We start from the raw sequence: 23,046 nt of genomic DNA on the forward strand, positions 1-23,046 counted from the left end.
GCGTTCACGCAGTTCGTCGGGGTACTTACGGGGAGCAGCCATGATTGGCATCCTTCCGGGTCTTGATGATCTCCATCAAACCCGGGGCGGTTCACTGCATCGCCCTGAACCCCGACGCGCGAGCCCACTCCAGGGTGTACTCGCACAGAGCCCGCCCGACACCCTGCCCCGAATGCTTGGGGTCGACCATGTAACTGGCGCTGGCGATGTGCGAGCCATTGCCCATGTGGTTGTTGTTCATCTTGGCCGTGCCGAGGATCGTCCCGTCGCCGTCGACCGCGACGACCGTACGGTTGGGTGACTTGAGGAGCCACCAGGAGCGGGCATCTTGCTCGCCGAGATCGAGTGGGTACGTGAAGGTCTCGCCCGCGGCAACGATTTCGTGGAAGAACGGCCAGATGGCGGGCCAGTCCTCGGTGGTTGCTTCCCTGATCAGCATGGGAGCCAGGATGCCGGTGCCGTTCTTCCTCCGCGAGTCCTTTATCCGTCCGGCAGTTGCGCATCGGTCGCAGCCGGCGGCATCCGCCGTGTCATGCGCCGGACGGCGCGCGCCCCGGCCCGGAATGCCCCCGCCTCTCAGCCCTGGATGCGCGCCTGCGCAGACCGATCCGGGCAAGCAGCCCGAGTGCGGGTTCCACCACGTCTGTCGGCACATGGTCAGGGCCGGGCGCCGCACCGGGACATGGTGGGACATCGGGAACGGACGCCGGGGCCGGAGCGGGAGTGGGCGCCGGAACGGGGGCGGATGACGGGGTGGTAGCGGGCGCCGGAACGGGTCCGGCATCAGCCCGGGAGTCCGGCCCGGGTGCGTGCCCGTTCTCGGCGCGCGGTGCGTGCCCGTTCCCCGGGCGCGGGAAGTCGCGCCATTCGCCGCGCGGGCTCGGAGCCGGTCGGGTCTCCCGGGCGTTGTCCAACTCCATGATCAGGGTCACCCGCCGCCACAGCATCTCGTCCGGTTCGTCGGCCTGCATCAGGTGCGCCATGGAGTCTCGCGCCAGTGCCGGACCAGTCGGCCCGAAGGCCGGTTCGGGCCGGAGCCTGGCGAGGTACGCGCGTTCGTACGGATCGTCGACCACCTCCGCCAACTGCACCGGGTCCAGCGTGTCCGCGAGCACGGCCGCGCGGGCCCAGGGGTCCTCCGTCAGGCTCAGCAGCCGTTCGACCCGGCGTGAGCGCCAGTTGCGCGCCCGGCAGTCGGCGCCTCCCTCCAACCGGCCAAGCAGCCAGGCCGGGCTCCTGCCCGCCAGGAGCCGGGATTCGCGGGCGGCGAACCCTGCGAGCTCGTCGGCGAGATAGAGCCAGACAATCGCCCGGTACCGATTGAGGTAGAACGTGATCGGCGTGAAGCATCCCGCACGGGCGAGCTTGGTGAAGCGGTCCGGACTGATCCCGAGCTGCTGAGCCCCCTCTGCCGTCCCGACCGTGCGCACCTTCTCACGCAGCGCCTCCGGGAACCCGTCCTGCGACCGGAGCCGGTCGATCTCGCCGCAGCCGACCCTCGGCCTTCCGCCGTCCGGTCGCGCCGTCAGGCGGATCAGCCCCAGATGCACGGCAATCGCGAACTCGCCCCGCTTCATCCGGAGTTCCTGGGCCGCTGTACTCACTGCCAGCGTGCCTTCGGTGGCCATGCTCGCCGCCTTCGCGCCGGCGGGCTCCGTGCACACGTCTTCAGCAACAGCCATGACGCTCTCCCCCGTGAGACTCGGTTACTCTCTGTGAGCACCGTAACCCGGAAGAGAACCTGTCCGCCCGCCCTGTGGAAAACTCCCGCGGTCGGACCAGACGCGGACGGATCAGACACCACCTTAATCAGACAACGCCTGATCAGACGGGGTCGGTCCCTTCGCCCGCTGCCTGCCGCGCGGCGACGCCCAGATGCTCACCGACCCTGTTGACGAGCAGTGTCATCTCGTAGGCGACCTGGCCGACATCGGCCTCGGCCTCGCTCAGCACGCACAGACAGCTGCCGTCCCCGGCCGCCGTCACGAGGAGCAGTGCCTCGTCGAACTCCACCATGGTCTGCCGGGCCTTCCCGGCCCGGAAGTGGCGCCCCGACCCACGGGCCAGGCTGTGCAACCCGGACGAGACCGCGGCGAGATGCTCGGCGTCCTCGCGGGCCAACCCCGTACTCGCCCCCGTCACCAGTCCGTCGTTCGACAGCACCAACGCGTGCCGTATGTGCTCGACCCTGCTCGTGAGGTCGTCAAGGAGCCAGTCGAGTCCCCTGTCCAGCGCCATTTCCCCGCTCCTCCCCGCTCATACGTTCCCCGTGCCCCGTTGCCGTAAGCCTTGCGCACTGGTCACGCGGGGGCAAGCACTACTCCGTCATGTGGCTTGGTCCGGACCCGTGGGAAGAAGGCGGCGGAGCGCCCGGGAGGGTCAGCTCACCGCGTCGAGGAGCCGGGCGGTGTGCATCCGGCCGACGTACTCGACCATGCGGATCAGGACTTCCTCGCCGGAGTCCCGGTCGCGCGCGTCGCACAGGACGACGGGTGTGCCGAGGTCGAGGGCGCGGGACACCTCGCGTTCGCCATACGCGCGCGCCGGCAAAGCAGTTGACCGCGACGGCAAAGGGTATGCGGCGATGCTCGAAATAGTCGACCGCCGGAAAGCAGTCCTCCATCCGACGGGTGTCGGCGAGTACGTCGGCCCCGAGCGCGCCCTGGGAGAGTTCGTCCCACAGGAACCAGAAGCGGTCCTGCCCCGGCGTGCCGAACAGATGGAGCGAGAGGCCGGAGCGGATGGTGATCCGTCCGAAGTCCATGGCGACGGTGGTGGTCTTCTGATCAACCCCGAAGCCTCCGGCGACCAATACCTTCGGTGCGGGAGCATCGGTCTCCGCGGCCTCTCCGGCCGTCTCTCCGTATGTGTCGTCAGTGTGCTCGGAAGGCATCGACCACTTCTCTCACCAGTGAGTCCCTGAACATCGAATGCGCAGGTCAAAGCTGTCGTGAGAGCTCTGATCCCGTGAACGATCAGCAAGCACACACCGTCTTCCCGCCTGCGCAGGCCGACAGCATGGCAAACAAGAACCTGAGCCGCGGGGCGAGATCGCTACCGCGGCTGCCCGAGCAGCCTGCGGACAGCGGACGTCCGGCGCCTACACTGAATACTTCGGGTGCGAGGAATCGGGCCACGCGGACAGGGAGAGCAAGAGTGTCGACAGCTGCCGACGGCGGTTTCGAGGATCCGCCCGCGGAGGTACTGGTGGAGGCCGCAGCGGCCTTCGGTCTGCTGGCGACGCCTGCGCGGCTGCACATCGTGTGGGCCCTGTCCCAGGGCGAGAGCGATGTGACCGGACTCGCGGACCGGGTGGGCGGCACCCTTCCTTCGGTGAGCCAGCATCTGACGAAACTCAAACTGGCAGGTCTCGTACGGTCCCGGCGCGAAGGACGCCGACAGGTGTACCTGGTCGACGATCCCGATGTGGTGACCGTCGTCCGGCTGATGGTCGGCCAGCTCGCGGAACGCGCCGGTCACGCGCCCGCGCAAGCCTCACGTCTCCGTGGGCTCGGTGCCTGAGAGCAGTGCCGCCGCAGGTCCCGGCAGCACCGATCCCGATGGCCCGTTCGCCGTCGTCGTGCCGATGGCGGGCCCGAAAGCCGGCCGGGGCGCCGCCCCGGATGTCGCACCTGTCGCCGCCCCGACCTCTCTTCAGGTTCTCCGCTCGCTCGACAGCGGACCACGGGGGCTGCTGGAGGAACAGGCCGGGGAACGGCTGACACGGTTCGGCGAGAACACGCTGCCGGCCTGGCGTCCGGTCTCCTGGCCCCGTCGCTTCCTGCGCAGTCTGCGTGATCCCTTCACCTCGGTGCTCCTGTGTCTGGGCCTGGTCTCGGCGGCGGTGGCCTCCTGGGGCACGGCGTCCGTGACGCTGGTGCTCGTGGTCGTCAGCTGTCTGTTGCGCTCCGCGGAGGAGCACCGGGCGGACCGGTCCACGGCCGCACTGCGGGAGCTGGTGGCGACCACCGCGACCGTACTGCGCCGGGCAGGACCGGACGCCGCGCCGCGGGCCCGTGAACTGCCGGTCGGGGAACTGGTGCCGGGCGATGTGATCCGGCTCGGCCCGGGGGATCTCGTACCCGCCGATGTGCGGCTGTTGCGTGCGAGTGGCCTGACCGTTCATCAGTCGGCGCTCACCGGGGAGTCGGTGCCGGTCGCCAAGCACCCCGTCGACACGCCGTCACGGCCCCGCGCCGCCGACACCGGGGGCCGCGACCAGGAAGGACTGTTCGCTCGGCCGGAGCTGTGTTTCCAAGGCAGCAGCGTGGCGTCCGGCAGCGGTACGGCCGTGGTGACGGTGACGGGTGCGGAAACCCGGTTCGCCGCCGCGTACGACGGTTCGGCGCGCCGCCGCGGCGCGGGCGCCTTCGACCGTTCGGTGCACGGGATCTCCTGGACGCTGATCCGTTTCATGCTGCTCACCCCGCCACTGGTGCTCATGGCCAACGCGGCGCTCCGCGGCCGAGGCCTCGAAACGCTGCCGTTCGCCGTCGCGGTGGCGGTCGGGCTGACTCCGGAAATGCTGCCGGTGATCGTCACGACGGCGCTGGCCAGGGGCGCTTCGCTGCTCGCCAAGGACCATGGGGTCATCGTCAAGCGACTGCCCGCGCTGCACGACCTCGGTGCGATCGATGTGCTGTGCGTGGACAAGACCGGAACCCTCACTCAGGACCGGCCTGTCGTCGAACGTTCGCTGAACGCGTCGGGCCACTCCGGTCCCGAGGCGCTCCACTGGGCCGCCGTCAACGCGCTGTGGACCCTGCAGCTCGCCGATCTACCGGCCCCCGACGCACTCGACGAGGCGGTGCTGGACGCGGCCGAGGAGCGGGAGGAGACGCTGTCCGCGTACGACGGCGTCGCCGCGCTGCCGTTCGATCCGGAGCGCCGCCTCGCCACCGCGGTCGTCCGCCGCCCCGGACGGCTCGGCGTGCATACGCTCGTGACCAAGGGAGCGGTCGAGGCGGTGCTCGAACGGTGCGCGCTGGACGAGACCGAACGGAACCGGCTGAGCGAACTCGCCGCCCGGGAGACCGCGAACGGTCTGCGACTGCTCGCCGTGGCCCGTACCGATCGTCCGGCCCGGCCGCGTGCGTACACCGCGGCCGACGAAAGGGGACTGACGTTCCTCGGCTTCGTCGCTCTGCGGGACGCACTCACACCGAGCGCGGCCGATGCGCTGGACGCGCTGAAGGACCGGGGCATCGCCGTGAAGGTCCTCACGGGTGACGATCCGGGCACCGTCGCCCGTGCCTGCCGGGATCTCGGCCTCGATCCGGGCGAGGTCATGACGGCGGAGCGGATCGACGCGCTGTCGGAAGGGGCACTCGCGGAGGCCGCCGACCGGGTCACGGTCTTCGCCCGCTGCACACCGGAGCACAAGGCACGGATCGTCTCCGCGCTGCGCACCGCCGGGCGGACCACCGGGTTCCTCGGTGACGGCGTCAATGATCTGCCCGCGATGCACGCGGCGGACGTCGGTATCTGCCCGCGCAACGCGGTCGATGTGGCGCGGGAGACCGCGGACGTGGTGCTGGCCGAGAAGAACCTGGCGGCCATCGATGACGCGATCACCGCGGGCCGGCGCTGCAGCGGCAACATCGCCACCTATCTGCGCATCACGCTCTCGTCGAACCTCGGCAACGTCATCGCGATGCTCGCGGCGGGTCTCATGCTGCCGTTCCTGCCGATGCTTCCGGCGCAGGTCCTGGTGCAGAACCTGTGCTTCGACGTGGCGCAGCTCGCCTTCGCCTTCGACCGGCCCGCGTCCGAGGTGCTGCGGTGGCCAACGGTGCTGCGTCCGCGCGACTTCCTCCGCTTCATCACGGGGTTCGGCCTGCTGAACGCCACCGCCGACCTGGCGACGTTCGCCGTGCTGGCCTTCGCGCTGCACGGTTCCGCGACATCGGGCGGTCAGGAGGCCTTCCACTCGGGATGGTTCACCGAGAACCTGCTCACCCAGGCCCTGGTGATGCTGCTGCTCCGTACGGGTGGACGCGTTGCCGGCGGTCGCAGCGGCGGCCCGTTGCGGCTGGCCGCGTGCGGTCTCGCGGTGGTCGGCCTGTTGCTGCCGCCCACCCCGCTCGGTGGGTTGCTGGGCATGAGCGCGCTGCCACCGCTCTATTACCTGTTGCTGGCGACGGTGCTGGCCCTGTACGCCTACGGGTTGCGGGCGGCCCGCACCCGCTACGAGCGGAAGTGGAGCCACTCATGATCCCGTCGCGCACCGACCGCCCCGAGTCCGACCCGAATACCGGCCCCGGTGGCGGGCAGGTGGTGCGTGCCCGCCGTGCCACGCTCGACGACGTACCCGCCCTGATACGGCTGCGCGGGCTGATGCTGGCCCAGATGGGGGGAGACGGGCGGCCCCGACGCGCCGTGGCGGACGGCCTCCGCCGAGCGACTGCGCCATCCCGGCGTGTTCGCCGCGTTCCTGGTCGATGATCCCGCGCTCGGAGTCGTCTCCAGTGCGGTCGGGACGTGCGACAGGCATGCCCCCGGCCCGGCGAACCTGAGCGGTTTGCAGGGGCACGTCTCCAATGTGAGCACCGATCCCCGCCGGCGCCGCCTCGGTCATGCCCGGGTCTGCCTCCAAGCCCTGCTCGGCTGGTTCCGCGAGGAGGCCGGAGTCACGGTGGTCGGTCTGAACGCCACCGAGGACGGGGCCGCGCTGTACGAGTCGTACGGCTTCGCGGCGCCCCGTCACCCGGCGCTGCAGCTCCGGACTGCCGGGACACCGTGCTGAGGGTTGTGTCCCCGCTCCTGGTGGCCGGTCAGCCGTAGGAAAGGTCCGCGCACGGGTCGTCGTCGGCCGACCGGGCCTCGTCGGCGACGGTGGACGGAACGGTGGACGGCGACGGTGCTCCGGGTGCGGCCGATGGGTTCTGGGCGTAGGAACTGCCCAGGATCACCTGGATTCCGGCCGTGCCGGACGCGGTCGTCCGTGCTCCGGCGAAGAGCCGTGCGGTGGTCTCCGCCTCCTCCCTCAACCCCGGCCCGTACTCGATGACGGTCGAGGTGTGGTCCTGGCTGCTCGCCGTGGCCGTGGTCGTGACGGTGAAGTCCCGGGAACGCAGGAGTTCGGCTGCCTGGGCGGCGAGCCCCCTGACCGTGGTTCCGTTGTAGACGGCGACGGTGATTCCCTTGCCGGAGACCGGGACGTCCGCCGCGGGCGACGCCGGGCCGCTGTCCTTCCCGTCGCCCTTGTCCGACGACTTGCCCGACCCCTTGCCGCTGGCATCCTTGCCGTCGACCGTACGGTCGGCTTTCAGCGCGGCCCAGAGCGCGTCGGCGTCCGGTTCGACGATCGCGACGCGTGCGCCTTCGTATCGCCAGGGGACGGTGACGAACTTGGTGTTGTGCAGGTCGATCTTCTTCATCGACATGGCGAACGACAACAGACGGTCGGCCGATCCGAGTCCGGGGTCGACGGTCATCGCGTCGGTGGCCGCATTGGCCAGGGGCAGCAGAGTGGTGGGGTTCAGTCCCTGGGACTTGACCTTCTTGATGAGCGCGGCGACGAACGCCTGCTGTCGCTTGATTCGCCCTATGTCCGAGCCGTCACCGATGCCGTGCCGCAGCCGGACGTAGTCGAGTGCCCGCTGCCCTGAGACGGTCTGCGGGCCCTTTGCGAAGATCCTGGCCCCTCGGGTGGGCCGCTTCGGGCTGAGGTCGCGCTGGTAGATGTCCTGGGGCAGGCACACCGGTACGCCGCCGACGGCCGAGGTCAGCGCGGAGAATCCGGCGAAGTCGATGACGACGGTGTGGTCCACGCGCAGGCCGGTGAGATGCTCCACGGTGTTCTGGGTGCAGGCCGGGTTTCCCTCGGCGGTCTCCCCCACCGAGAACGCCCCGTTGAACATCACGTTGTGCTGCGGCGCGGTCCACCGGCCGTCGGGCCCTTTGCACGCCGGGATGTCGACCAGCGCATCACGTGGAATGGATACGGCGACCGCATGCCTCTGGTCGCCGTACACATGGAGGAGGAACGCGGTGTCGGAGCGCCCCACCGCGCCCGTGCCGCCGCCGAGTTTGCCGTTGTCGCCCGAGCGCGAGTCCGATCCGATGACCAGGACGTTCTGTCCCTGCGAGGAACCGGGCGGCCGATCGCCGGAGATCCCGTCCGCGCTGAAGGTGTCGATGCTGCCGCCGAGTTTGAGGTAGCCCCACCCGACGCCGGCGACCAGCAGTACGAGGAACGACAGCCCGAACATGGCTGTCCGCCGCAGGCGGACTCCCCTTCCCCTGCCCGCTCCCGCTTTGCGACTACCCGTCATCGGCCACCCCGTCCGTCCGCTGTCCATGAGGTAAGACGTGTTCCGCCACCCCATGGTTGTACAGTTGCGCAATGTAGCAAGCATTGATGTTCGAGTAGATCATCCGACCTGCTCATAGTCAGCTTGAAGCACTGTCGGCGGACGCCGAGCGGAAACACCGGCCAAAGCACCGAAAGGAAGGGCGGGACGCACATGTTGCGCAACGGCCTCGAACCCTGGCACCTGTTGATCGTGGCAATCGTGGTGATCGCGCTGTTCGGCTCGAAGAAACTGCCGGACACGGCCCGAGCCCTGGGCAAATCCATGCGGATCCTGAAGAGTGAGGCGAAGGCCATGAAGGAGACCGATGCACAGGAGTCCCGCACCGACCCGCGCGCCTAGTGCCCCGGCCCACCAACGTACGGCACGCCTCGCAGACGTTCACTTCAGGGCTTGCGCAAGCATGGGAACCATGGTCACGACGCCGTCGTTGACCTGGTGACGGCCGAACAGCGCCGTTCACCACATCGCTGGACCACTGGATCAATGGAGGATGTTTCATGGGTGTGACCCTGGCCAAGGGCGGCAACGTCTCCTTGTCGAAGGAGGCACCCGGCCTGACCGCAGTGACGGTCGGCCTGGGCTGGGACGTACGGACGACGACGGGCGCGGACCACGACCTGGACGCGAGTGCGCTGCTGTGCTCGGACGCGGGCAAGGTCCTCTCCGACCTGCACTTCGTCTTCTACAACAACCTCACGAGCCCGGATGGTTCGGTCCAGCACACCGGCGACAACCTGACCGGCGAGGGCGAGGGCGACGACGAGTCCATCAATGTGGACCTGTCGACGGTCCCCGCGGATGTGGCCAAGATCGTCTTTCCGGTCTCCATCCACGACGCGCAGAGCCGCGGGCAGAGCTTCGGCCAGGTTCGCAACGCGTTCATCCGCGTGGTGAACCGGGCGAACGGCGTCGAGCTGGCCCGTTACGACCTCAGCGAGGACGCCTCGACGGAGACCGCCATGGTCTTCGGCGAGCTGTACCGGCACGGCGCGGAGTGGAAGTTCCGTGCGGTCGGCCAGGGTTACGCCTCGGGTCTGGCGGGAATCGCATCCGACTACGGCGTCAACGTCTGACCGGGAAGAACCTCACGTACAACGGGCGCGGGCCCTTTCATCCCCTCCATTCCGTCGGAGCGGGGAGGCGGGGCCCGCACGGGCGGGCCGGAGCGGCCCGACCAACGATCACCCGGCGCTCGAACACCTACCGCGTTTCACTCCGTTTCGCCCCGTCGGCAACTACGCGATCATGTCCGTATGGCCGACGACCACACACACGTCCAGGATTTCTTCACAGCGCGCGCAGCGGACTGGGACACCCGCTTCCCCGACGACGGGCCCGCCTACGCTGCCGCCGCCGACTCCCTCTCGCTGCGCCCGGGGGACGCGGTGCTCGACGCCGGCTGCGGTACGGGACGGGCGCTTACCGCCCTGCGTGCGGCCGTCGGGCCGCAAGGCACGGTCCTGGGCGTGGACCTGACACCGGCGATGCTGGAGTCGGCGGGACGGGCGGGGCGCGACCGCGAAGGGACGCTGCTCCTCGCCGACGTCGCCCGCCTGCCCCTGAGATCGCGGGCGCTCGACGCGGTGTTCGCGGCCGGACTGATCTCCCATCTGTCGCACCCCGGTCCCGACCTGGCGGAGCTGGCACGGGTGGTACGACCGGGCGGACGGCTGGCACTCTTCCACCCCATCGGGCGAGCCGCCCTCGCGGCACGCCACGGCCGCCCGATCACCGACGACGATCTGCGTGCCGAGCCCAACCTGCGCCCGTTGCTGGCACGTTCGGGCTGGCGGCTCGATGCGTACACCGATGAGGACGACCGATTCCTCGCCCTTGCCGTACGGACGTCCTGACCTGCCCGCCCCGTGCCCTCGTGCTCACTCCACGGGCGCCTCGGGACGCCGGTTGTGCGGGACCGGACAGCCGCCGACGCCCGGGAGCGGGAACGTCCCCAGCCCGGAGACCTCGTAGCCGTCCGGGTATCCCTTGATCTCCGGGTTCTGCCGGGCGTAGTGCGGTGTGGAACGCGGCGGCAGGAGTCGTACCGCCCGCGCCCTCAGCCGCAGAGTCCCATGCGTGAGATTTCGGGCCGCGGAACCGGGGCGTTCGTACCGGAATGCCCGCAGCAAGGAATCGTCGAGCAGCGTGAGGGCGACCTTGCGCGCGACGGGGGCCAGGGGGCGCGGATACCAGGAACCCATCAGGTCCAGGGTGGCGTCGGAGACGCGGCGTCCCCCTTCGTCCCATCCGAAGTGTTCGGCCTCATAGGTATCGAGGGTGCGCTCGAAGTCCTCGTACGTCCTCGGCAGTTCCTTGATTCCCATGTGCGCGCCCAGGGTCCGGTAGTAGGCGGCGCACGCCCGCAGTTCGTGGTCGGAGAGCCGGCGCCAGCCGTAGCTGTCGAGCCAACGCTTCGGGGTGACAACGAAGGTGCACAGCACATAGCGCATGTCGTCATTGCTGATGTCGTAACTGCGGTGCATCTGGTTGATCCGGCGGAGGGCCGTACGCCCCGAGTCACTGTCGAAGCCGTGCTCCAGGACCGCGTCGAGGAGCAGCGCGGTGTCGTCGTAGCGCTTCTGTGAACGGTCCGTCAGTTCGGCGGTCTGCGCGAGGAGTCGGCCGATGCTCGGCACAGCATAGGTGCGGTAGAGGGCCAGTTCCAGAGCGCGTGCGATGTCCCAGGGGAACTCATAGGTAGCCATGATCCGGTAGATTCGAAGGAAGTCCCCCTCCGGATCGAGACGCTGAATCTCCTTCAGCCGGTCGTACCGCTTCACCGCTCTGCCCCCCTTGTATCGGCCGAAGGTCCAACTCTACGTCGGCGGGGAACACCGCATGCAGTCATGTAGTTACGGGCAAGCCACAGACGCGCAGCTCCTCGGGAAGGCGGTCCCCATGATCGACATAATCGGAAGTCTGCGGAAGGTTGTCACCCCCGGCCGCAAGGGGGATCAGTCCGCGGCACCTTCCAAAGAGGACCGGCGCAAGCAGCACAATCTCTTCGAGGCGGCCGCCACCTTCGTCTCGGCATCCGTGGAGGAGGATCAGGCACGGATCGATGAGGCGAGCGGCTGGGTGTCGCCCGAGGCACTCTCCTTCGGTGTCAGCGAACTGGCCTGCCGGGCCGTCATCGCGCTGGCGCGCGAGCGCGGCGAGTCGCCGCAGACAGTGGCCCGTACGCTGCTCGGTCTCCCCGCCGAATGAGGAGTGCCGTCCGCCGTAACACGGAACTGACGTCTTCGCTTGTCAGGGCCTCGACGAGTGGGTTACTCACTCGTTAGGGTGCGCCGACGGACAACGACGACGGACGAGGAGGGTGCCGTGGCCGCGCCGAACGACACGGTCGCCGACGACGACGCGCTGTATGTGCTGACCGCGGTGCTGCTGACACCGGCACAGTTCCCGAGCGTCCTCGGTGACGACTACCCGGCCGCCTGTGCGGCGCTCGCCGTCGAGCCGTACGCCGAGGGATACGGGTTGGTCCTCGGCCAGGACGGCAGCGGTGCGCGGTGGACCGTCGTCGTCGAGGACGTGTCGCTGGTCGCCGTCGCGATCGCGGCCTGGGACTGCGGCATGGAGTACGACCTGTCGCCCGACGACCGGTCGGTGGTCTGCGCGCTGCCCGGCTGGCCCCTCCCGGTGGCGGTCGCCGCTCCGGGCGTGGCCGCGCCGCACGACCCGCTGCCGGACCTGGAGGCCGAGGGCACCGCCCCGGAGGCGCTGTCTCCGCCCGACACGGAGTCGTGGGGACCGGCCCAGCGACGCATGGGAGCGGACGAGATAGCGCACCAGTGGACCACTTGGCGCGAGCAGATCGACGATGAGACGGCCTTCAGCACTCCGGTGGGCACGGACAGTACCGGGGCCGAGCCCATCGCCGAGCCGGAGGTCGAGCCCGTCGCCGAATCCGGGCCTGAACCTGAGGTAGAGGGTGAGGTCGAGGTGGACGTCGAGACCGGGCCTGAAGCCGTCGACGGGTCCGAAGCCGCCGCCGAGAAGCAATCCGGGAGGGCGGCCACGGACGCGTCTTCCGGAGTGCACCCCGGTGTACGGCGGGCGCTTGCACAGGCTCAGGACTACATCGACGCCCCGCCGCCGCCCGGCCGTGTCCGGTCCTCCTTCGCCACGGGCGACGCCCGGATGCTGCGCGCCGACGGCCCCGGCTGGTCACTGGTCGCCCGGACCGACGACATCGCCTTCATCCTGTTGGACGAGGAGCCGGGCGAGGTGCTGCCGGTCGGGCGCGGCACCGAACTGCCCGGCCTCCTGGAGGCTCTGGACGCACTCGCGGTACGGCCGGCCTGAGCCCGGTTCCGGGGACTCGGCAGACGCGCTCTCCGTCGGGCCCCCGATGCCGTCCGCCCTGCGGGCCTCCGCGCGCTCCAGTGCGTGAGGGGGGTTCGGCTCGGTGAACGAATATGTCTCGTTCCCGATCACCGCGGTCACTGCCCCGCGAGCCCCGCGCGACGCGGAGTCGTCCCTCTCAGCGGCCTATCTCCTTGCGGGTGATCCTGCGGAGCCTGCGCCGCTGGCCGGGATCCAGCAGCAGATACGCGATCGCCGGAACTCCGACCAGAACCAGCAACGACAGCCAGAAACCGATGAACGGCATCAGGATGACCGCTACGACCACTCCCCCGATGGCGATCTTCGCGCTGTTCGACATCGTCCATGCCTCCTTCGCGGCCCGAAGCCGCATCTGCTGTGAGAACGCGTGTGCGCGCCCATCGGTTCCAGCAGGCCGAGGACTCACCTCAGGGGCTCGCCGACCTCGTGCATGTGCTGCAGTGCCTGCCGGTAGGACTCGATCAGGCCGGTCTCCGCGTACGGCATGCCCAGTGCCTCGCAGTGGGCGCGCACCATGGGCTGCGCCAGGCGCAGGTGCGGGCGGGGCATGCTCGGGAAGAGGTGGTGCTCGATCTGGTAGTTGAGCCCGCCGAGGAACCAGTCGGTGAGGATGCCGCCGCGTACGTTGCGCGAGGTGAGGACCTGACGCTGGAGGTGGCCCCAGCGTTCGCCGTCGGGGTCGGGCATCTCCATGCCCTTGTGGTTCGGCGCGAAGGCCATGCCCAGGTGGAGCCCGAACAGCGCGTGGTGGACGAGCGCGAAGACGATGGCCTTGCCCGGGGACAGCACGGTGAGCAGCAGCGTTGCGTAGAGGCCCAGGTGGGCGACCAGGAGCAGTGCCGAGAGCGCTCGTTCCCGGGCGGGCTGCTGTCGCAGGTACTGGAAGCCGGAGATCTTCAGCGCGATGCCTTCGAGGAGCAGCATCGGGAAGAAGAGGCGGGCCTGGTTGCGGGTGAGCCAGCGGGCGAAGCCCTCGCGCTGGGCCGCTTGCTTCTGCGTCCAGACGAGGGCGCCCACGCCGACGTCCGGGTCCTTGTCGATGTGGTTGGGATTGGCGTGGTGGCGGACGTGTTTGTCGTTCCACCATGCCTCGTTCATGCCGAGCAGCAGGTTGGCGTGCACGAGGCCGATGGCCCGGCCCGTCCTGCGTTCGCCGGTTATCTGGGCGTGTCCGGCGTCGTGCCCGACGAACGCGGTGCGCGACCAGAAGATCGCCAGTGGCAGTGCGAGCAACAGGGTCCACCAGGTGTTGCCGAGGAGGAACATGCCGGTGATCACCGCGCCCAGTGCGACCAGGTTGGCGGTGATGCCGGCCGCGTACCACCCGGTCCGCCGCTCCAGGAGGCCCTGTCCCTTCACGGCTCGCAGCAGGGGCGCGAAGTCGCTTCCCGGAGCCTGAGCGGCTCCGGCGGCACCTGTCGCACTTCCCGGTGCAGCACTTCCCGCACCGTCGCGGGTGCCTTCCGCTGCGGTGGCTATGGCCTGGGGCATGACGTCTCCGGTCTCTGAAAAGCTGCGCCGACCTGTAGGAACGTACGGTAACCGGATGTGCTGCAACCATGGCGCCACCACCCGGGATCCCCGGGGGTAAACCCCCTCCCCCGAGGGGGGTGCTGCCTCCACCCCCGAGGTACGGAACGCCGTCCCGGCCGACGAGCGGTCCGCCGCCCCGGCGGTTCAGGATGTGGCACGGATCACGGCGAATCCGCTCACGGGCGAGGCCGTCCGTGGGGTACCTTCGGCGACCCGACCCCCACTAGTCAAATTTGAGGAATTCGGCATCACTGTGCACAGACTCCCTGCGGCAACGCTCTCCGAGATCTCCGCACTCTCCGCCTGCTCCGTGGTCTTCCTGCCCGGCGATCCCTCCCGCACCGGCCGAGTCGCCTTCTGGCACCCGGACGGCAGCAGCCCGCCCGATGGTCCCGGATCCGTGGCGGAGCTGGTCGTCGTCGGCGCCGACGCACGGGCGTACGCCGTACCGGCACGGTTGCTTCCGGTCCGCGACGCGCTGCCGGTACTGACGCGTGCGCGGGCCTCGGCGCATGCCTCCGACGCGGCCGCGTTCTGGGGTGCGGCCGCTCTCCTCGCTCTCCAACTCGCCGCCCGCGGCCTGCTGCTGCCGGGGCTGAGCGCCACGGATCACGATGCCTGGCGGGCCGGTCCGCTGACCGCCGACGACCAGTCTCGGATCCGGACACTGGCGGCCTCGATGCCGCCCCTGGCCCACGCGGTGCCGCTCGACGAGGCCGCGCAGCCCGTTCTGCTGCCCGAGCCCGAGCGGCTGCTGCGCGCGTTCCTCGACGCCGTGGCGGACGGTCTGCCCCGCACCCCCGCTGCGGCGTTCGCCGGCGGCGGCCCGGCCTTCACCGCGGACGAACCACAGCAGCTCCCCGGCCAACGGGCCTGGGCCACCGATGTCGCGGCCGGGCACGACGCGGGCGTCCGGCTCTCGCTCCGGGTGGAGGTGTCCGGGCTCACCGCGCCGGACGAGGACGACGAGCGGTCCGCCGGCCCTGCCTTCCGGGCCGTCCTGCAGATCCACAGTGTCAGCGATCCGACACTGGTCGCCGATGCCGCCGAGGTCTGGGCGGGCGGCGCCCGCACCGCTGCGGCTTTCGGACCGCGCGCCCGGATGGACGCCCTGCCGGCACTGCGCCGGGCCGCCCGTGCCTGGCCTCCGCTGTCTCCACTGCTGTCCGCCGCGGTGCCCGACTCCGTGGAGCCGGCCGACGACGAGCTCGCCGAACTCCTCGGCCCCGCCGGACGGGCACTGGCCGCGACCGGGGTCCAGGTGCACTGGCCCAGGGAGCTGGCCCGCAAGCTCACGGCACGCGCCGTGATCGGGCCGCCCGACGACGAGGCGAGCGAGGAACGCGACGGGGCCGCGGGCATCGGCTCCGAGGCGCCGCCGCTGCTGTCCGCCGACGCCCTGCTGGCGTTCAACTGGTGGTTCGCGCTGGGTGATCAGAAGCTCAGCCGCGCCGAGCTGGACCGCCTCGCCGAGGCCAACCGGCCGGTCGTGCGGCTGCGGGACCAGTGGGTGCTGATCGACCCCGAGGAGGCCCGGCGAGCCCGCGAGACCCAGGACCGCAAGGTTACGCCGATCGATGCGCTGGGTGCGGTCCTGACCGGTTCCACCGAGGTCGACGGCCACCGGGTCGAGGTCGGGGCCACCGGCTGGCCGGAGCGGTTGCGCCGCCGGGTGGCCGACCCGGAGGCGGCCGGGCAGCAGCCGGTCGGCCCGCCCGAGGCCCTCGCCGCCACCTTGCGCGACTATCAGCTGCGCGGTCTGAACTGGCTGCACACCATGACCTCGCTCGGCCTCGGCGGCTGTCTCGCCGACGACATGGGTCTCGGCAAGACCATCACACTGATCGCTCTGCATCTGCACCGCCAGAGCATCGAATCGGCCGCCGGTCCGACGCTGGTGGTCTGCCCCACGTCGCTCATGGGGAACTGGCAGCGGGAGATCGAGAAGTTCGCGCCGGGTACGCCGGTACGCCGCTTCCACGGCGGATCGCGCAGCCTTGCCGACCTGTCGGACGGCGAGTTCGTCCTCACCACGTACGGCACCATGCGGCTCGACGCGGCCAAGCTCGGGGAGATCCGGTGGGGCATGGTGGTCGCCGACGAGGCACAGCACGTGAAGAACCCGTACTCGGCGACGGCCAAACAGCTGCGGACGATCGGCGCACAGGCCCGGGTGGCGCTCACCGGAACTCCCGTGGAGAACAACCTCTCCGAGCTGTGGGCGATCCTCGACTGGACGACGCCCGGTCTGCTGGGACGGCTCGGCACCTTCCGTACCCGCTACGCACGGACCGCGGAGGGCGGTGCCCCGGCGGCTGCCGAGCGGCTCGCCGCGCTGGTGCGGCCGTTCCTGCTGCGGCGGCGCAAGTCCGACCCGGGCATCGCGCCGGAGCTGCCGCCGAAGACCGAGACGGACCGCACGGTGTCGCTGACGCCGGAACAGACGGGTCTGTACGAAGCGGTGGTGCGCGAGACGCTGGCCGCGATCTCCGACGCCGACGGCTTTGCCCGGCGGGGCCTCGTCGTCAAGCTGCTGACGGCGCTGAAGCAGATCTGCAACCACCCGGCGCAGTACCTGAAGGAGAACGAGCCACGGATCGCGGACCGTTCGGGAAAGGTGGAACTGCTGGACGAGCTGCTCGACACGATCCTGGCAGAGGAGGCCGGCGTGCTGGTGTTCACCCAATACGTGCAGATGGCCAGGCTGCTCGAACAGCATCTGGCGGCGCGCGGGGTGCGTACGCAGTTCCTGCACGGCGGTACGCCCGTCGCGGAGCGCGAGGCGATGGTCAACCGCTTCCAGGCGGGCGAGGCCCCGGTCTTCCTGTTGTCGTTGAAGGCGGCGGGCACCGGTCTCAACCTCACCCGGGCCGGTCATGTCGTGCACTTCGACCGCTGGTGGAACCCGGCGGTCGAAGCACAGGCCACCGACCGCGCGTACCGGATCGGACAGACCCAGCCGGTGCAGGTCCACCGGCTGATCGCCGAGGGCACCATCGAGGACCGGATCGCCGACATGCTGGCCCGCAAGCAGGGCCTCGCGGACGCGGTGCTCGGCTCCGGCGAGGCGGCACTGACCGAACTGACCGATGCGGAACTGGCCGATCTGGTGGAGCTGCGAGGGGGCACGCGATGAGTGACGGACACGAGGGCGACCGCTACGACGGTGGCGAGTACGAGGGTGAGGACAGCGACAACGCCGCCCCGGGGCAGGAACGTACCTTCGCCGCGCTGCCGCCCGCACGGGGCCGCGACTTCGCCCAGTCCTGGTGGGGTCGGGCGTGGCTGAAGGCCCTGGAGGACACCGCGCTGGACGGCCAGCAGCTCAAGAAGGGACGCAGGTTCGCCCGCGAGGGCCGGGTCGGCGCGGTCTCCGTGCGGCCCGGCCGGATCACCGCGGTGGTCCGGGACGGGGACTCGTCCGCGTACCGCAGCGATGTGCTGCTCCAGGAGCTGAGCGAGGCGGACTGGGAACGCCTCCTCGGCATGGCCGTCGAACGGGCCGGGCACATCGCGGCGCTGCTGGACCGGGAGATGCCGCCGCACCTGGTGGAGGACGCGGCAGCGGCCGGGGTGGAGCTGCTGCCCGGGATCGGCGATCTGGACCCGGAGTGCACCTGTGACGCGTGGGACCACTGCCCGCACACCGCCGCGCTGTGCTACCAGGTGGCGCGGCTGCTGGACCAGGACCCGTTCGTGCTGCTGCTGATGCGGGGGCGCGGTGAGCGGCGGCTCCTGGACGAACTGCAGGTCCGCATCGCGGCCCGAGCCGAAGGGCACGGGGCCTGCGCACCGGCCGATCCCGCCGACGGGCCCGCAGCCGCGCAGGCGAAGGCCGATGATCCGGGCCTACGGGCGGACGAGGTGTTCGCGGCGCGGGACATACTGCCCCCGTTGCCCGCTCCTCCGCCGCTGCCCGCGGAGCCCGGCTCGGCGCCGTCGCTGGACACGGAGACGGAACCGCAGGCCGGCGTCGATCCGGCGGCTCTGGAGATGCTGGCCACGGACAGTGCGGCGCGTGCCCACCGGATGCTGGCCGAGGCGCTCTCCCCCGGCCACGAGCAGCAGCCGCTGCCGACCGGCCTGACGCCGCAGGAGGATGCCGTACGGCTGGTCGCGGAGGCCCGGCCCGAGCCGTGGATCGCGAAGCGGTTGATCACCGGTTCGGGGCGGCGACGGGCCGATCTCGATGCGGCGGTGCGGGCGTGGCGGTACGGCGGGGTGGCCGCGCTCGCCGTGCTCGAAGAGGAGTGGGTACCCGATCCGGAGGCCCTGGCCAGGGCGCGGGCCCGGCTCGCCGAGGCGTGGGAGGAGGGCGAGCAGCCCCGGCTGCGGTCGGTGGGCAACCGCTGGACCGCCGTGGACGGTGGCGTGCAGCTCCGCTACGGACGGGACGGGCGCTGGTGGCCGTACCGCAAGGAAGGCGGGCGCTGGGTCCCGGCGGGTCCGGCGGACGATGATCCGGCGGCTGCGCTGGGTGGCTCGGGCATGTCGGACGACTGAGGGCCCGTTCGTACGGCCTCCGGGCGACGGGCGGTGGAGCCGGAGGAGTGCCTCCGCCCCCGCCCGTCGTCCCGTTCTGTCCGTGCGTTCAACTGGATGTCACCGCGCGTTGATGCCGAGGACGGAACCTGACGACCGTCCGAGCTGTTCGTGCCCCAGGAGGCCCCATGTCCGCGCGTGTTGTCCGTCGCTCCCTTGCAGCCGGCCTGCCGCTCGCCCTGCTCGGCACGGTGTGCGTGGCCGGAACGGCAACCGGCGCACAGGACCGGCACGAGCGTCCGGAGCGCACCGCGCGGGTCACCGGGACGGCCGTGCTCGGCGACATTCCGCTGGCCGGCTTCAGCAACGGGCTGCTGCCGGGGACGGTCGCGGACGACCGCGGGGTGAGACTCGGCGGCATCGGCAGCGACATCTATCCCGCGGGCCGCCGGGGCGAGTTCTGGACCGTCACCGACCGCGGACCCAACGGGCAGATCAAGATCGACGGGAAGAAGCGGCGTACCTTCCCCGTCCCCGGATTCGACCCGGCGATCGTCAGGATACGGGTCAGCGGGAAGCACATCCGGGTCCTGAAGGCCATTCCGATCACCACCCGGTCCGGCGCCGCGGTCACCGGCCTGCCGAACCAGCGGGACCGCGACGAGGCCCCGTACACCTACGACGCGAAGACGCCGCTGGGGTACGACCCGAACGGTCTGGACACCGAGGGCATCGTCCGCGCCGCCGACGGCAGCTTCTGGCTCGTCGACGAATACGGCCCCTCCCTGGTGCATGTCTCCGCCCGCGGCCGGGTGCTGACCCGCTACGTGCCGCAGGGTCTCGGGCTGACGGGCGCCGACTATCCGGTGGTGGAGGCGCTGCCGAGCGTGCTCCTGCACCGCAAGATCAACCGCGGTTTCGAGGGCCTGGCCCTTCTTCCGGGCGGCGAACTGGTGCTTGCGGTGCAGAGTCCGCTCTCACTGCCCGACCAGGACGCGGGCGAGTCCTCACGCAACGTGCGGCTGCTGCGCTTCTCGACGAAGAAGCGCGTGGTCACCGCGGAGTACGCCTACCGGTTCGACGCGGTGGACGTCGTGGACCCGGGCGAGGACGACACCTCCGAGCTGAAGATCTCCTCGGTCGTCGCGATCGGCCGGAACGATCTGCTGGTCGAGGAGCGCACGGACAAGGCGGCCAGGCTGCACCGGGTGACGCTCCCGCACGGCTCCGGCATCCTGGGCTCCGCGTGGGACGACCCGGCGACGTCTCCCTCGTACGAGGAACTCACCGCCCCCTCGGCGTCGGGCGTGCCGGTGCTCCGCAAGAGCCTGGTCGTCGACCTGGGCAAGGTCGCGGGAGTGCCCGGGAAGATCGAAGGGGTGGCTGTGACGGGCCGGGACACGCTCGCTCTCATCAACGACAACGACTTCGGGATGACCGACGGTGCCGAGGCCTTCGACACGAACGGCCGCCTGGTCGACAGCGGCATCGAGACGTCGGTGACGCAGCTGAGGCTGCCGCGCCCGCTGCGCGGCTGACCTACGGGCGTCGTGCCGTATCCCGGTCCTCGCCAACGAGTGTCCGCCGAGGGCCGGGATCGCCGACTCGACTGATTCGTCCGGGACTTCACCGACCACACACGGCCCACGGATGCCCATGGGCCCGACTGCCCGCTCCCGTGCCGACATCGCCGCGCATTCCGGCGTACTCCCCTCTCCACGAAGTCGTTTTCGGTTCCTGCCGTCTTCCGCCACCCGCGCGGCGCCCGTACGGTAGGGCGCGCGAGACACTCGGCCGCACATCGGACAACGCCTTCCGGTCATCGGACACAGAGGGAGTCGCGGGATGTCGGGGGATTCCAGCAGCGGACTGTTACGCGATGCCATCGGGCTGCGCGAAGTCCTCTTCCAGAGCATCACGGCGATGGCCCCCGCCGCGGCCATCGCCGCGTCGATTCCGGCCGGAGCCGCGTTCGCGGGCGGCAGTCTGCCGCTGTCCGTGGTGGTGGCCCTGGTCGCCTGCCTGTTCACCGCCTCGTGCGTCGCCGAACTGGCCCGCCAGCTGCCGGCCGCCGGTTCCGTCGCCACCTACTCCGCGCAGGGGCTGCATCCGGCCATCGGGTTCCTCGTCGGCTGGGGCTACGTCTTCGTCGAGGCGCTGGTGCCCGCGCTGCTGCTGCTCCAGCTCGGCTTCACGACAGCGCGCACGCTGCACCAGGAGTGGCCGTCCTACCCGGCGGACCTGTGGTGGCCGTGGTCGTTACTGGGCGCGGTCATCATCGCGCTCGCCGGGTATTCCGGGGTACGGGCCTCCGCCCGGTTCGGCACGGTACTCGGCATCTTCGAGGTGCTCGTATTCGTCGTCTTCGCCGTGCTGCTCATCGGGCAGGCCGGTGCGGACAACACCCTTTCGGTATTCGGCACTTCGCACACCGCCGACGGATTCGACGGCATCAGCGGGATCTTCGCCGGCTCGGTCTACACCGTGCTCGCCTTCGCGGGCTTCGAGGCCGCGGCACCGCTCGCCGAGGAGACGAAGAACCCGCGCCGCACCATGCGGCGCGCGGTACTCGGCGCGGCGCTCTCCATCGGCCTGGTCTATGTCCTGACCACCTACGCGATGTCGGTGTACTTCGGGCCCGACAGATTCGCCGGATTCGGCGGCTCGGGGGCCGCTTCCTGGGAAGGCGTGGCCCGCGCCTCGTTCGGGCTGTTCTGGGTACTGCTCTTCCTCGCCGTGGTCAACTCGACCGTGGCCAACGCCAACGCGTGTGCCAATGTGTCGACACGTACGGCGTTCGCGCTCGGCCGTATCGGCGTGTTCCCGCAGGCCTTCGCGAGGCTCCACCCGCGGCGCCGCTCCCCCGTCACCGGAGTGGCCGTGCAATTCGTGATCGCGGTCGGCGCGGCGCTCGGGCTGGGTTTCGCCTATGACCCGGTGACCGCGTTCGTGCTGCTGGCCACCGTGATCGTCACGGTGATCATCGGTGTGTACATCATCGTGAATCTGTCCTGCGCCGGTTACTTCCTGCGAAGGCGTCGCGACGCCTTCAACCCCGTACTCCACCTCCTGTTCCCGGTACTGGGCATCGCGGCGTTCGTCCCCGCGCTGCTCACGGCCGCCGGAATCCCGGCTTTCGACTTCGTCTCCGAGCTCAGCGCGCCCGTCTCGTACGCCGGTCCGGTCGTCGGTGTCTGGATGCTGATCGGGATCGTTGTACTGGCGGTGCTGCTGCGCAGACATCCGGATCGGGTGGCGCAGACCGGACGGATCCATCGTGACGACACCCCGGCGCCGGCCGGGACAGCAGAGACAGGAGCAGTGCAGCCATGAACGACCCCCGCATCCTGACCGTCCGCCCCGAGGAGGGCGAGTACGCCTGGACCTTCGGCGGAGCGGCTCCGGTCGCCCGGATCGAGCCGGGGACGTTCCTCGACGTATACACGGAGGACTGCTTCGCCGGGCGGGTCCGCTCCGAGAAGGACCTGGTCTCCGAGGTCTGCGAGTTCCCCTTCCTCAACCCGCAGACCGGCCCCTTCCATGTGGTGGGAGCGGAGCCCGGCGACACCGTCGCGGTGCATTTCGTGTCCATCGAACTGGCCAGGGACTGGGCCGCTTCGACGACCGTGCCGCTCTTCGGGGCGCTCACCTCCACCCACGCCACCGCGTCGTTGCAGGCTCCGCTGCCCGAGGTGGTGTGGATGTGGCAGCTCGACCGGGCACGCCGCACCTGCCTGTTCAGCGCCCGGGACAGCGACATCCAGGTGGAACTGCCGATGGATCCGATGCACGGCACGGTCGGGGTGGCTCCGGCGAATCTGGAGGTACGGTCCGCGCTGGTGCCCGACGCGCACGGCGGGAACATGGACACGCCCGAGATGCGGGCGGGCGTCACCTGCTATCTGGGCGTCAACGTCGAGGGTGCGCTGCTGAGTCTGGGGGACGGCCATGCCCGCCAGGGCGAGGGCGAGACCTGCGGGGTCGCCGTGGAGTGCGCGATGAACACGGTGGTGCTCGTCGAGCTGCTGAAGGGCGTCACCACTCCGTGGCCGCGCATCGAGTCCGACACCCATCTGATGTCGACCGGCTCCGCGCGCCCGCTGGAAGACGCCTTCCGGATCTCCCAGTTGGACCTGGTGCAGTGGCTGGCGCGCGACTACAGCCTGTCCGAACTCGACGCCTACCAGCTGGTCAGCCAGGCCGGTGAGGCTCCGCTGGCCAATGTGTGCGACACCAACTACACCTGTGTGACCAAGATCCGCAAGGAGTGGCTGCCCGCGGGTAACCCCCACCGCGGTCTCCACCGCCATCTGCGGGAGACTGCGACACTGCTGTCCAGCCCCTGACCCGAAAGACCTCAACC

At 70.3% G+C, this 23,046-nt stretch carries 18 protein-coding genes and 3 pseudogenes; 13 read left to right on the forward strand and 8 right to left on the reverse strand.

Annotation, left to right across the window (positions count from 1 at the left end):
• Positions 1-94: 94 nt before the first annotated feature.
• The 4 genes and pseudogenes from ACFVX4_RS35915 to ACFVX4_RS35930 form a co-directional block, all read right to left on the reverse strand.
• Positions 95-439, reverse strand: a pseudogene (locus ACFVX4_RS35915) (GNAT family N-acetyltransferase); the annotation flags it as partial.
• Positions 440-530: 91 nt separating this feature from the next.
• On the reverse strand, positions 531-1,682 hold the full coding sequence (locus ACFVX4_RS35920; RefSeq protein WP_389985896.1) for a DUF6397 family protein: 1,152 nt from the start codon (positions 1,680-1,682) through the stop codon (positions 531-533).
• A 142-nt stretch (positions 1,683-1,824) separates the two neighbouring features.
• Positions 1,825-2,238 (reverse strand): roadblock/LC7 domain-containing protein, encoded by a 414-nt coding sequence (locus ACFVX4_RS35925; RefSeq protein ID WP_389985899.1) that lies wholly within the window; start codon positions 2,236-2,238, stop codon positions 1,825-1,827.
• A gap of 141 nt (positions 2,239-2,379) precedes the next feature.
• A pseudogene (locus tag ACFVX4_RS35930) lies at positions 2,380-2,893 on the reverse strand (ATP/GTP-binding protein).
• Between the two features lie 263 nt (positions 2,894-3,156).
• Here ACFVX4_RS35930 and ACFVX4_RS35935 point away from each other — a divergent pair.
• From ACFVX4_RS35935 to ACFVX4_RS35945, 3 genes and pseudogenes are all read left to right on the forward strand, one after another.
• Positions 3,157-3,522: an ArsR/SmtB family transcription factor gene (locus ACFVX4_RS35935; RefSeq protein ID WP_389985902.1), complete on the forward strand. Its 366-nt coding sequence runs from the start codon at positions 3,157-3,159 to the stop codon at positions 3,520-3,522.
• Positions 3,506-6,214, forward strand: a complete 2,709-nt coding sequence (mgtA, locus tag ACFVX4_RS35940) for a magnesium-translocating P-type ATPase (protein ID WP_389985905.1) — start codon at positions 3,506-3,508, stop codon at positions 6,212-6,214. Before ACFVX4_RS35935 ends, mgtA begins: the two co-directional genes overlap by 17 nt.
• A 171-nt stretch (positions 6,215-6,385) precedes the next feature.
• A pseudogene (locus ACFVX4_RS35945) lies at positions 6,386-6,745 on the forward strand (GNAT family N-acetyltransferase); the annotation flags it as partial.
• A gap of 28 nt (positions 6,746-6,773) precedes the next feature.
• Here ACFVX4_RS35945 and ACFVX4_RS35950 read toward each other — a convergent pair.
• Positions 6,774-8,213, reverse strand: coding sequence for an LCP family protein (locus ACFVX4_RS35950; protein WP_389985908.1), 1,440 nt, complete (start codon positions 8,211-8,213; stop codon positions 6,774-6,776).
• A gap of 255 nt (positions 8,214-8,468) precedes the next feature.
• Here ACFVX4_RS35950 and tatA point away from each other — a divergent pair, with 255 nt between their 5' ends.
• The 3 genes from tatA to ACFVX4_RS35965 all read left to right on the forward strand — a co-directional run bounded on the left by tatA (position 8,469) and on the right by ACFVX4_RS35965 (position 10,171).
• Positions 8,469-8,657 (forward strand): Sec-independent protein translocase subunit TatA, encoded by a 189-nt coding sequence (gene tatA, locus ACFVX4_RS35955; RefSeq protein WP_389985911.1) that lies wholly within the window; start codon positions 8,469-8,471, stop codon positions 8,655-8,657.
• A gap of 158 nt (positions 8,658-8,815) precedes the next feature.
• A complete protein-coding gene (locus ACFVX4_RS35960) occupies positions 8,816-9,391 on the forward strand; it encodes a TerD family protein (RefSeq protein WP_360550959.1) in 576 nt (191 codons plus the stop codon).
• Between the two features lie 180 nt (positions 9,392-9,571).
• Entirely contained in the window at positions 9,572-10,171 is a 600-nt protein-coding gene (locus ACFVX4_RS35965) for a class I SAM-dependent methyltransferase (protein ID WP_389985914.1), read from the forward strand.
• A 24-nt stretch (positions 10,172-10,195) separates the two neighbouring features.
• On the opposite strand, the gene ACFVX4_RS35970 is transcribed toward ACFVX4_RS35965, so the two are convergent.
• Positions 10,196-11,098, reverse strand: a complete 903-nt coding sequence (locus tag ACFVX4_RS35970; RefSeq protein ID WP_389985917.1) for an oxygenase MpaB family protein — start codon at positions 11,096-11,098, stop codon at positions 10,196-10,198.
• Positions 11,099-11,216: 118 nt separating this feature from the next.
• Between ACFVX4_RS35970 and ACFVX4_RS35975 the strand changes: the two genes are divergently transcribed.
• Together ACFVX4_RS35975 and ACFVX4_RS35980 are read left to right on the forward strand one after the other, a co-directional pair.
• Positions 11,217-11,525 carry a hypothetical protein gene (locus ACFVX4_RS35975; RefSeq protein ID WP_389985920.1) on the forward strand — a complete coding sequence of 103 codons (309 nt, stop codon included), beginning with the start codon at positions 11,217-11,219 and terminating at the stop codon, positions 11,523-11,525.
• 117 nt (positions 11,526-11,642) lie between these two features.
• Positions 11,643-12,626 carry a hypothetical protein gene (locus ACFVX4_RS35980; protein ID WP_389985923.1) on the forward strand — a complete coding sequence of 328 codons (984 nt, stop codon included), beginning with the start codon at positions 11,643-11,645 and terminating at the stop codon, positions 12,624-12,626.
• 178 nt (positions 12,627-12,804) lie between these two features.
• On the opposite strand, the gene ACFVX4_RS35985 is transcribed toward ACFVX4_RS35980, so the two are convergent.
• Both ACFVX4_RS35985 and ACFVX4_RS35990 read right to left on the reverse strand, forming a co-directional pair.
• Positions 12,805-12,987: a hypothetical protein gene (locus tag ACFVX4_RS35985; RefSeq protein WP_266431015.1), complete on the reverse strand. Its 183-nt coding sequence runs from the start codon at positions 12,985-12,987 to the stop codon at positions 12,805-12,807.
• A gap of 83 nt (positions 12,988-13,070) precedes the next feature.
• Positions 13,071-14,159, reverse strand: coding sequence for a fatty acid desaturase family protein (locus ACFVX4_RS35990; protein WP_389985926.1), 1,089 nt, complete (start codon positions 14,157-14,159; stop codon positions 13,071-13,073).
• A 295-nt stretch (positions 14,160-14,454) separates the two neighbouring features.
• Here ACFVX4_RS35990 and ACFVX4_RS35995 point away from each other — a divergent pair, with 295 nt between their 5' ends.
• The 5 genes from ACFVX4_RS35995 to ACFVX4_RS36015 all read left to right on the forward strand — a co-directional run bounded on the left by ACFVX4_RS35995 (position 14,455) and on the right by ACFVX4_RS36015 (position 23,029).
• A complete protein-coding gene (locus tag ACFVX4_RS35995) occupies positions 14,455-17,337 on the forward strand; it encodes a DEAD/DEAH box helicase (RefSeq protein ID WP_389985929.1) in 2,883 nt (960 codons plus the stop codon).
• Positions 17,334-18,704 carry an SWF or SNF family helicase gene (locus tag ACFVX4_RS36000; protein WP_389985932.1) on the forward strand — a complete coding sequence of 457 codons (1,371 nt, stop codon included), beginning with the start codon at positions 17,334-17,336 and terminating at the stop codon, positions 18,702-18,704. Before ACFVX4_RS35995 ends, ACFVX4_RS36000 begins: the two co-directional genes overlap by 4 nt.
• A 167-nt stretch (positions 18,705-18,871) precedes the next feature.
• The gene (locus tag ACFVX4_RS36005) at positions 18,872-20,221 is read left to right on the forward strand and encodes an esterase-like activity of phytase family protein (protein ID WP_389985935.1); all 1,350 of its coding nucleotides are present in this window, start codon (positions 18,872-18,874) and stop codon (positions 20,219-20,221) included.
• A 307-nt stretch (positions 20,222-20,528) separates the two neighbouring features.
• Positions 20,529-22,016: an APC family permease gene (locus ACFVX4_RS36010; RefSeq protein WP_389985937.1), complete on the forward strand. Its 1,488-nt coding sequence runs from the start codon at positions 20,529-20,531 to the stop codon at positions 22,014-22,016.
• Positions 22,013-23,029, forward strand: a complete 1,017-nt coding sequence (locus ACFVX4_RS36015) for an acetamidase/formamidase family protein (RefSeq protein WP_389985940.1) — start codon at positions 22,013-22,015, stop codon at positions 23,027-23,029. The genes ACFVX4_RS36010 and ACFVX4_RS36015 overlap by 4 nt, the downstream gene beginning before the upstream one ends.
• Positions 23,030-23,046 lie beyond the last annotated feature (17 nt).

The organism is Streptomyces sp. NPDC058240, from assembly GCF_042882135.1.
GTDB lineage: Bacteria > Actinomycetota > Actinomycetes > Streptomycetales > Streptomycetaceae > Streptomyces.

What these genes read in the sequence shown, in the direction of transcription:
- ACFVX4_RS35920 (WP_389985896.1), bottom strand. Translation starts at nt 1,682, where the DNA reads ATGGCTGTTGCTGAAGACGTGTGCACGGAGCCCGCCGGCGCGAAGGCG.
- ACFVX4_RS36015 (WP_389985940.1), top strand. Translation starts at nt 22,013, where the DNA reads ATGAACGACCCCCGCATCCTGACCGTCCGCCCCGAGGAGGGCGAGTAC.
- ACFVX4_RS35925 (WP_389985899.1), bottom strand. Translation starts at nt 2,238, where the DNA reads ATGGCGCTGGACAGGGGACTCGACTGGCTCCTTGACGACCTCACGAGC.
- ACFVX4_RS35960 (WP_360550959.1), top strand. Translation starts at nt 8,816, where the DNA reads ATGGGTGTGACCCTGGCCAAGGGCGGCAACGTCTCCTTGTCGAAGGAG.
- ACFVX4_RS36000 (WP_389985932.1), top strand. Translation starts at nt 17,334, where the DNA reads ATGAGTGACGGACACGAGGGCGACCGCTACGACGGTGGCGAGTACGAG.
- ACFVX4_RS36005 (WP_389985935.1), top strand. Translation starts at nt 18,872, where the DNA reads ATGTCCGCGCGTGTTGTCCGTCGCTCCCTTGCAGCCGGCCTGCCGCTC.
- tatA (WP_389985911.1), top strand. Translation starts at nt 8,469, where the DNA reads ATGTTGCGCAACGGCCTCGAACCCTGGCACCTGTTGATCGTGGCAATC.
- ACFVX4_RS35965 (WP_389985914.1), top strand. Translation starts at nt 9,572, where the DNA reads ATGGCCGACGACCACACACACGTCCAGGATTTCTTCACAGCGCGCGCA.
- ACFVX4_RS36010 (WP_389985937.1), top strand. Translation starts at nt 20,529, where the DNA reads ATGTCGGGGGATTCCAGCAGCGGACTGTTACGCGATGCCATCGGGCTG.
- ACFVX4_RS35990 (WP_389985926.1), bottom strand. Translation starts at nt 14,159, where the DNA reads ATGCCCCAGGCCATAGCCACCGCAGCGGAAGGCACCCGCGACGGTGCG.
- ACFVX4_RS35985 (WP_266431015.1), bottom strand. Translation starts at nt 12,987, where the DNA reads ATGTCGAACAGCGCGAAGATCGCCATCGGGGGAGTGGTCGTAGCGGTC.
- ACFVX4_RS35950 (WP_389985908.1), bottom strand. Translation starts at nt 8,213, where the DNA reads ATGTTCGGGCTGTCGTTCCTCGTACTGCTGGTCGCCGGCGTCGGGTGG.
- ACFVX4_RS35975 (WP_389985920.1), top strand. Translation starts at nt 11,217, where the DNA reads ATGATCGACATAATCGGAAGTCTGCGGAAGGTTGTCACCCCCGGCCGC.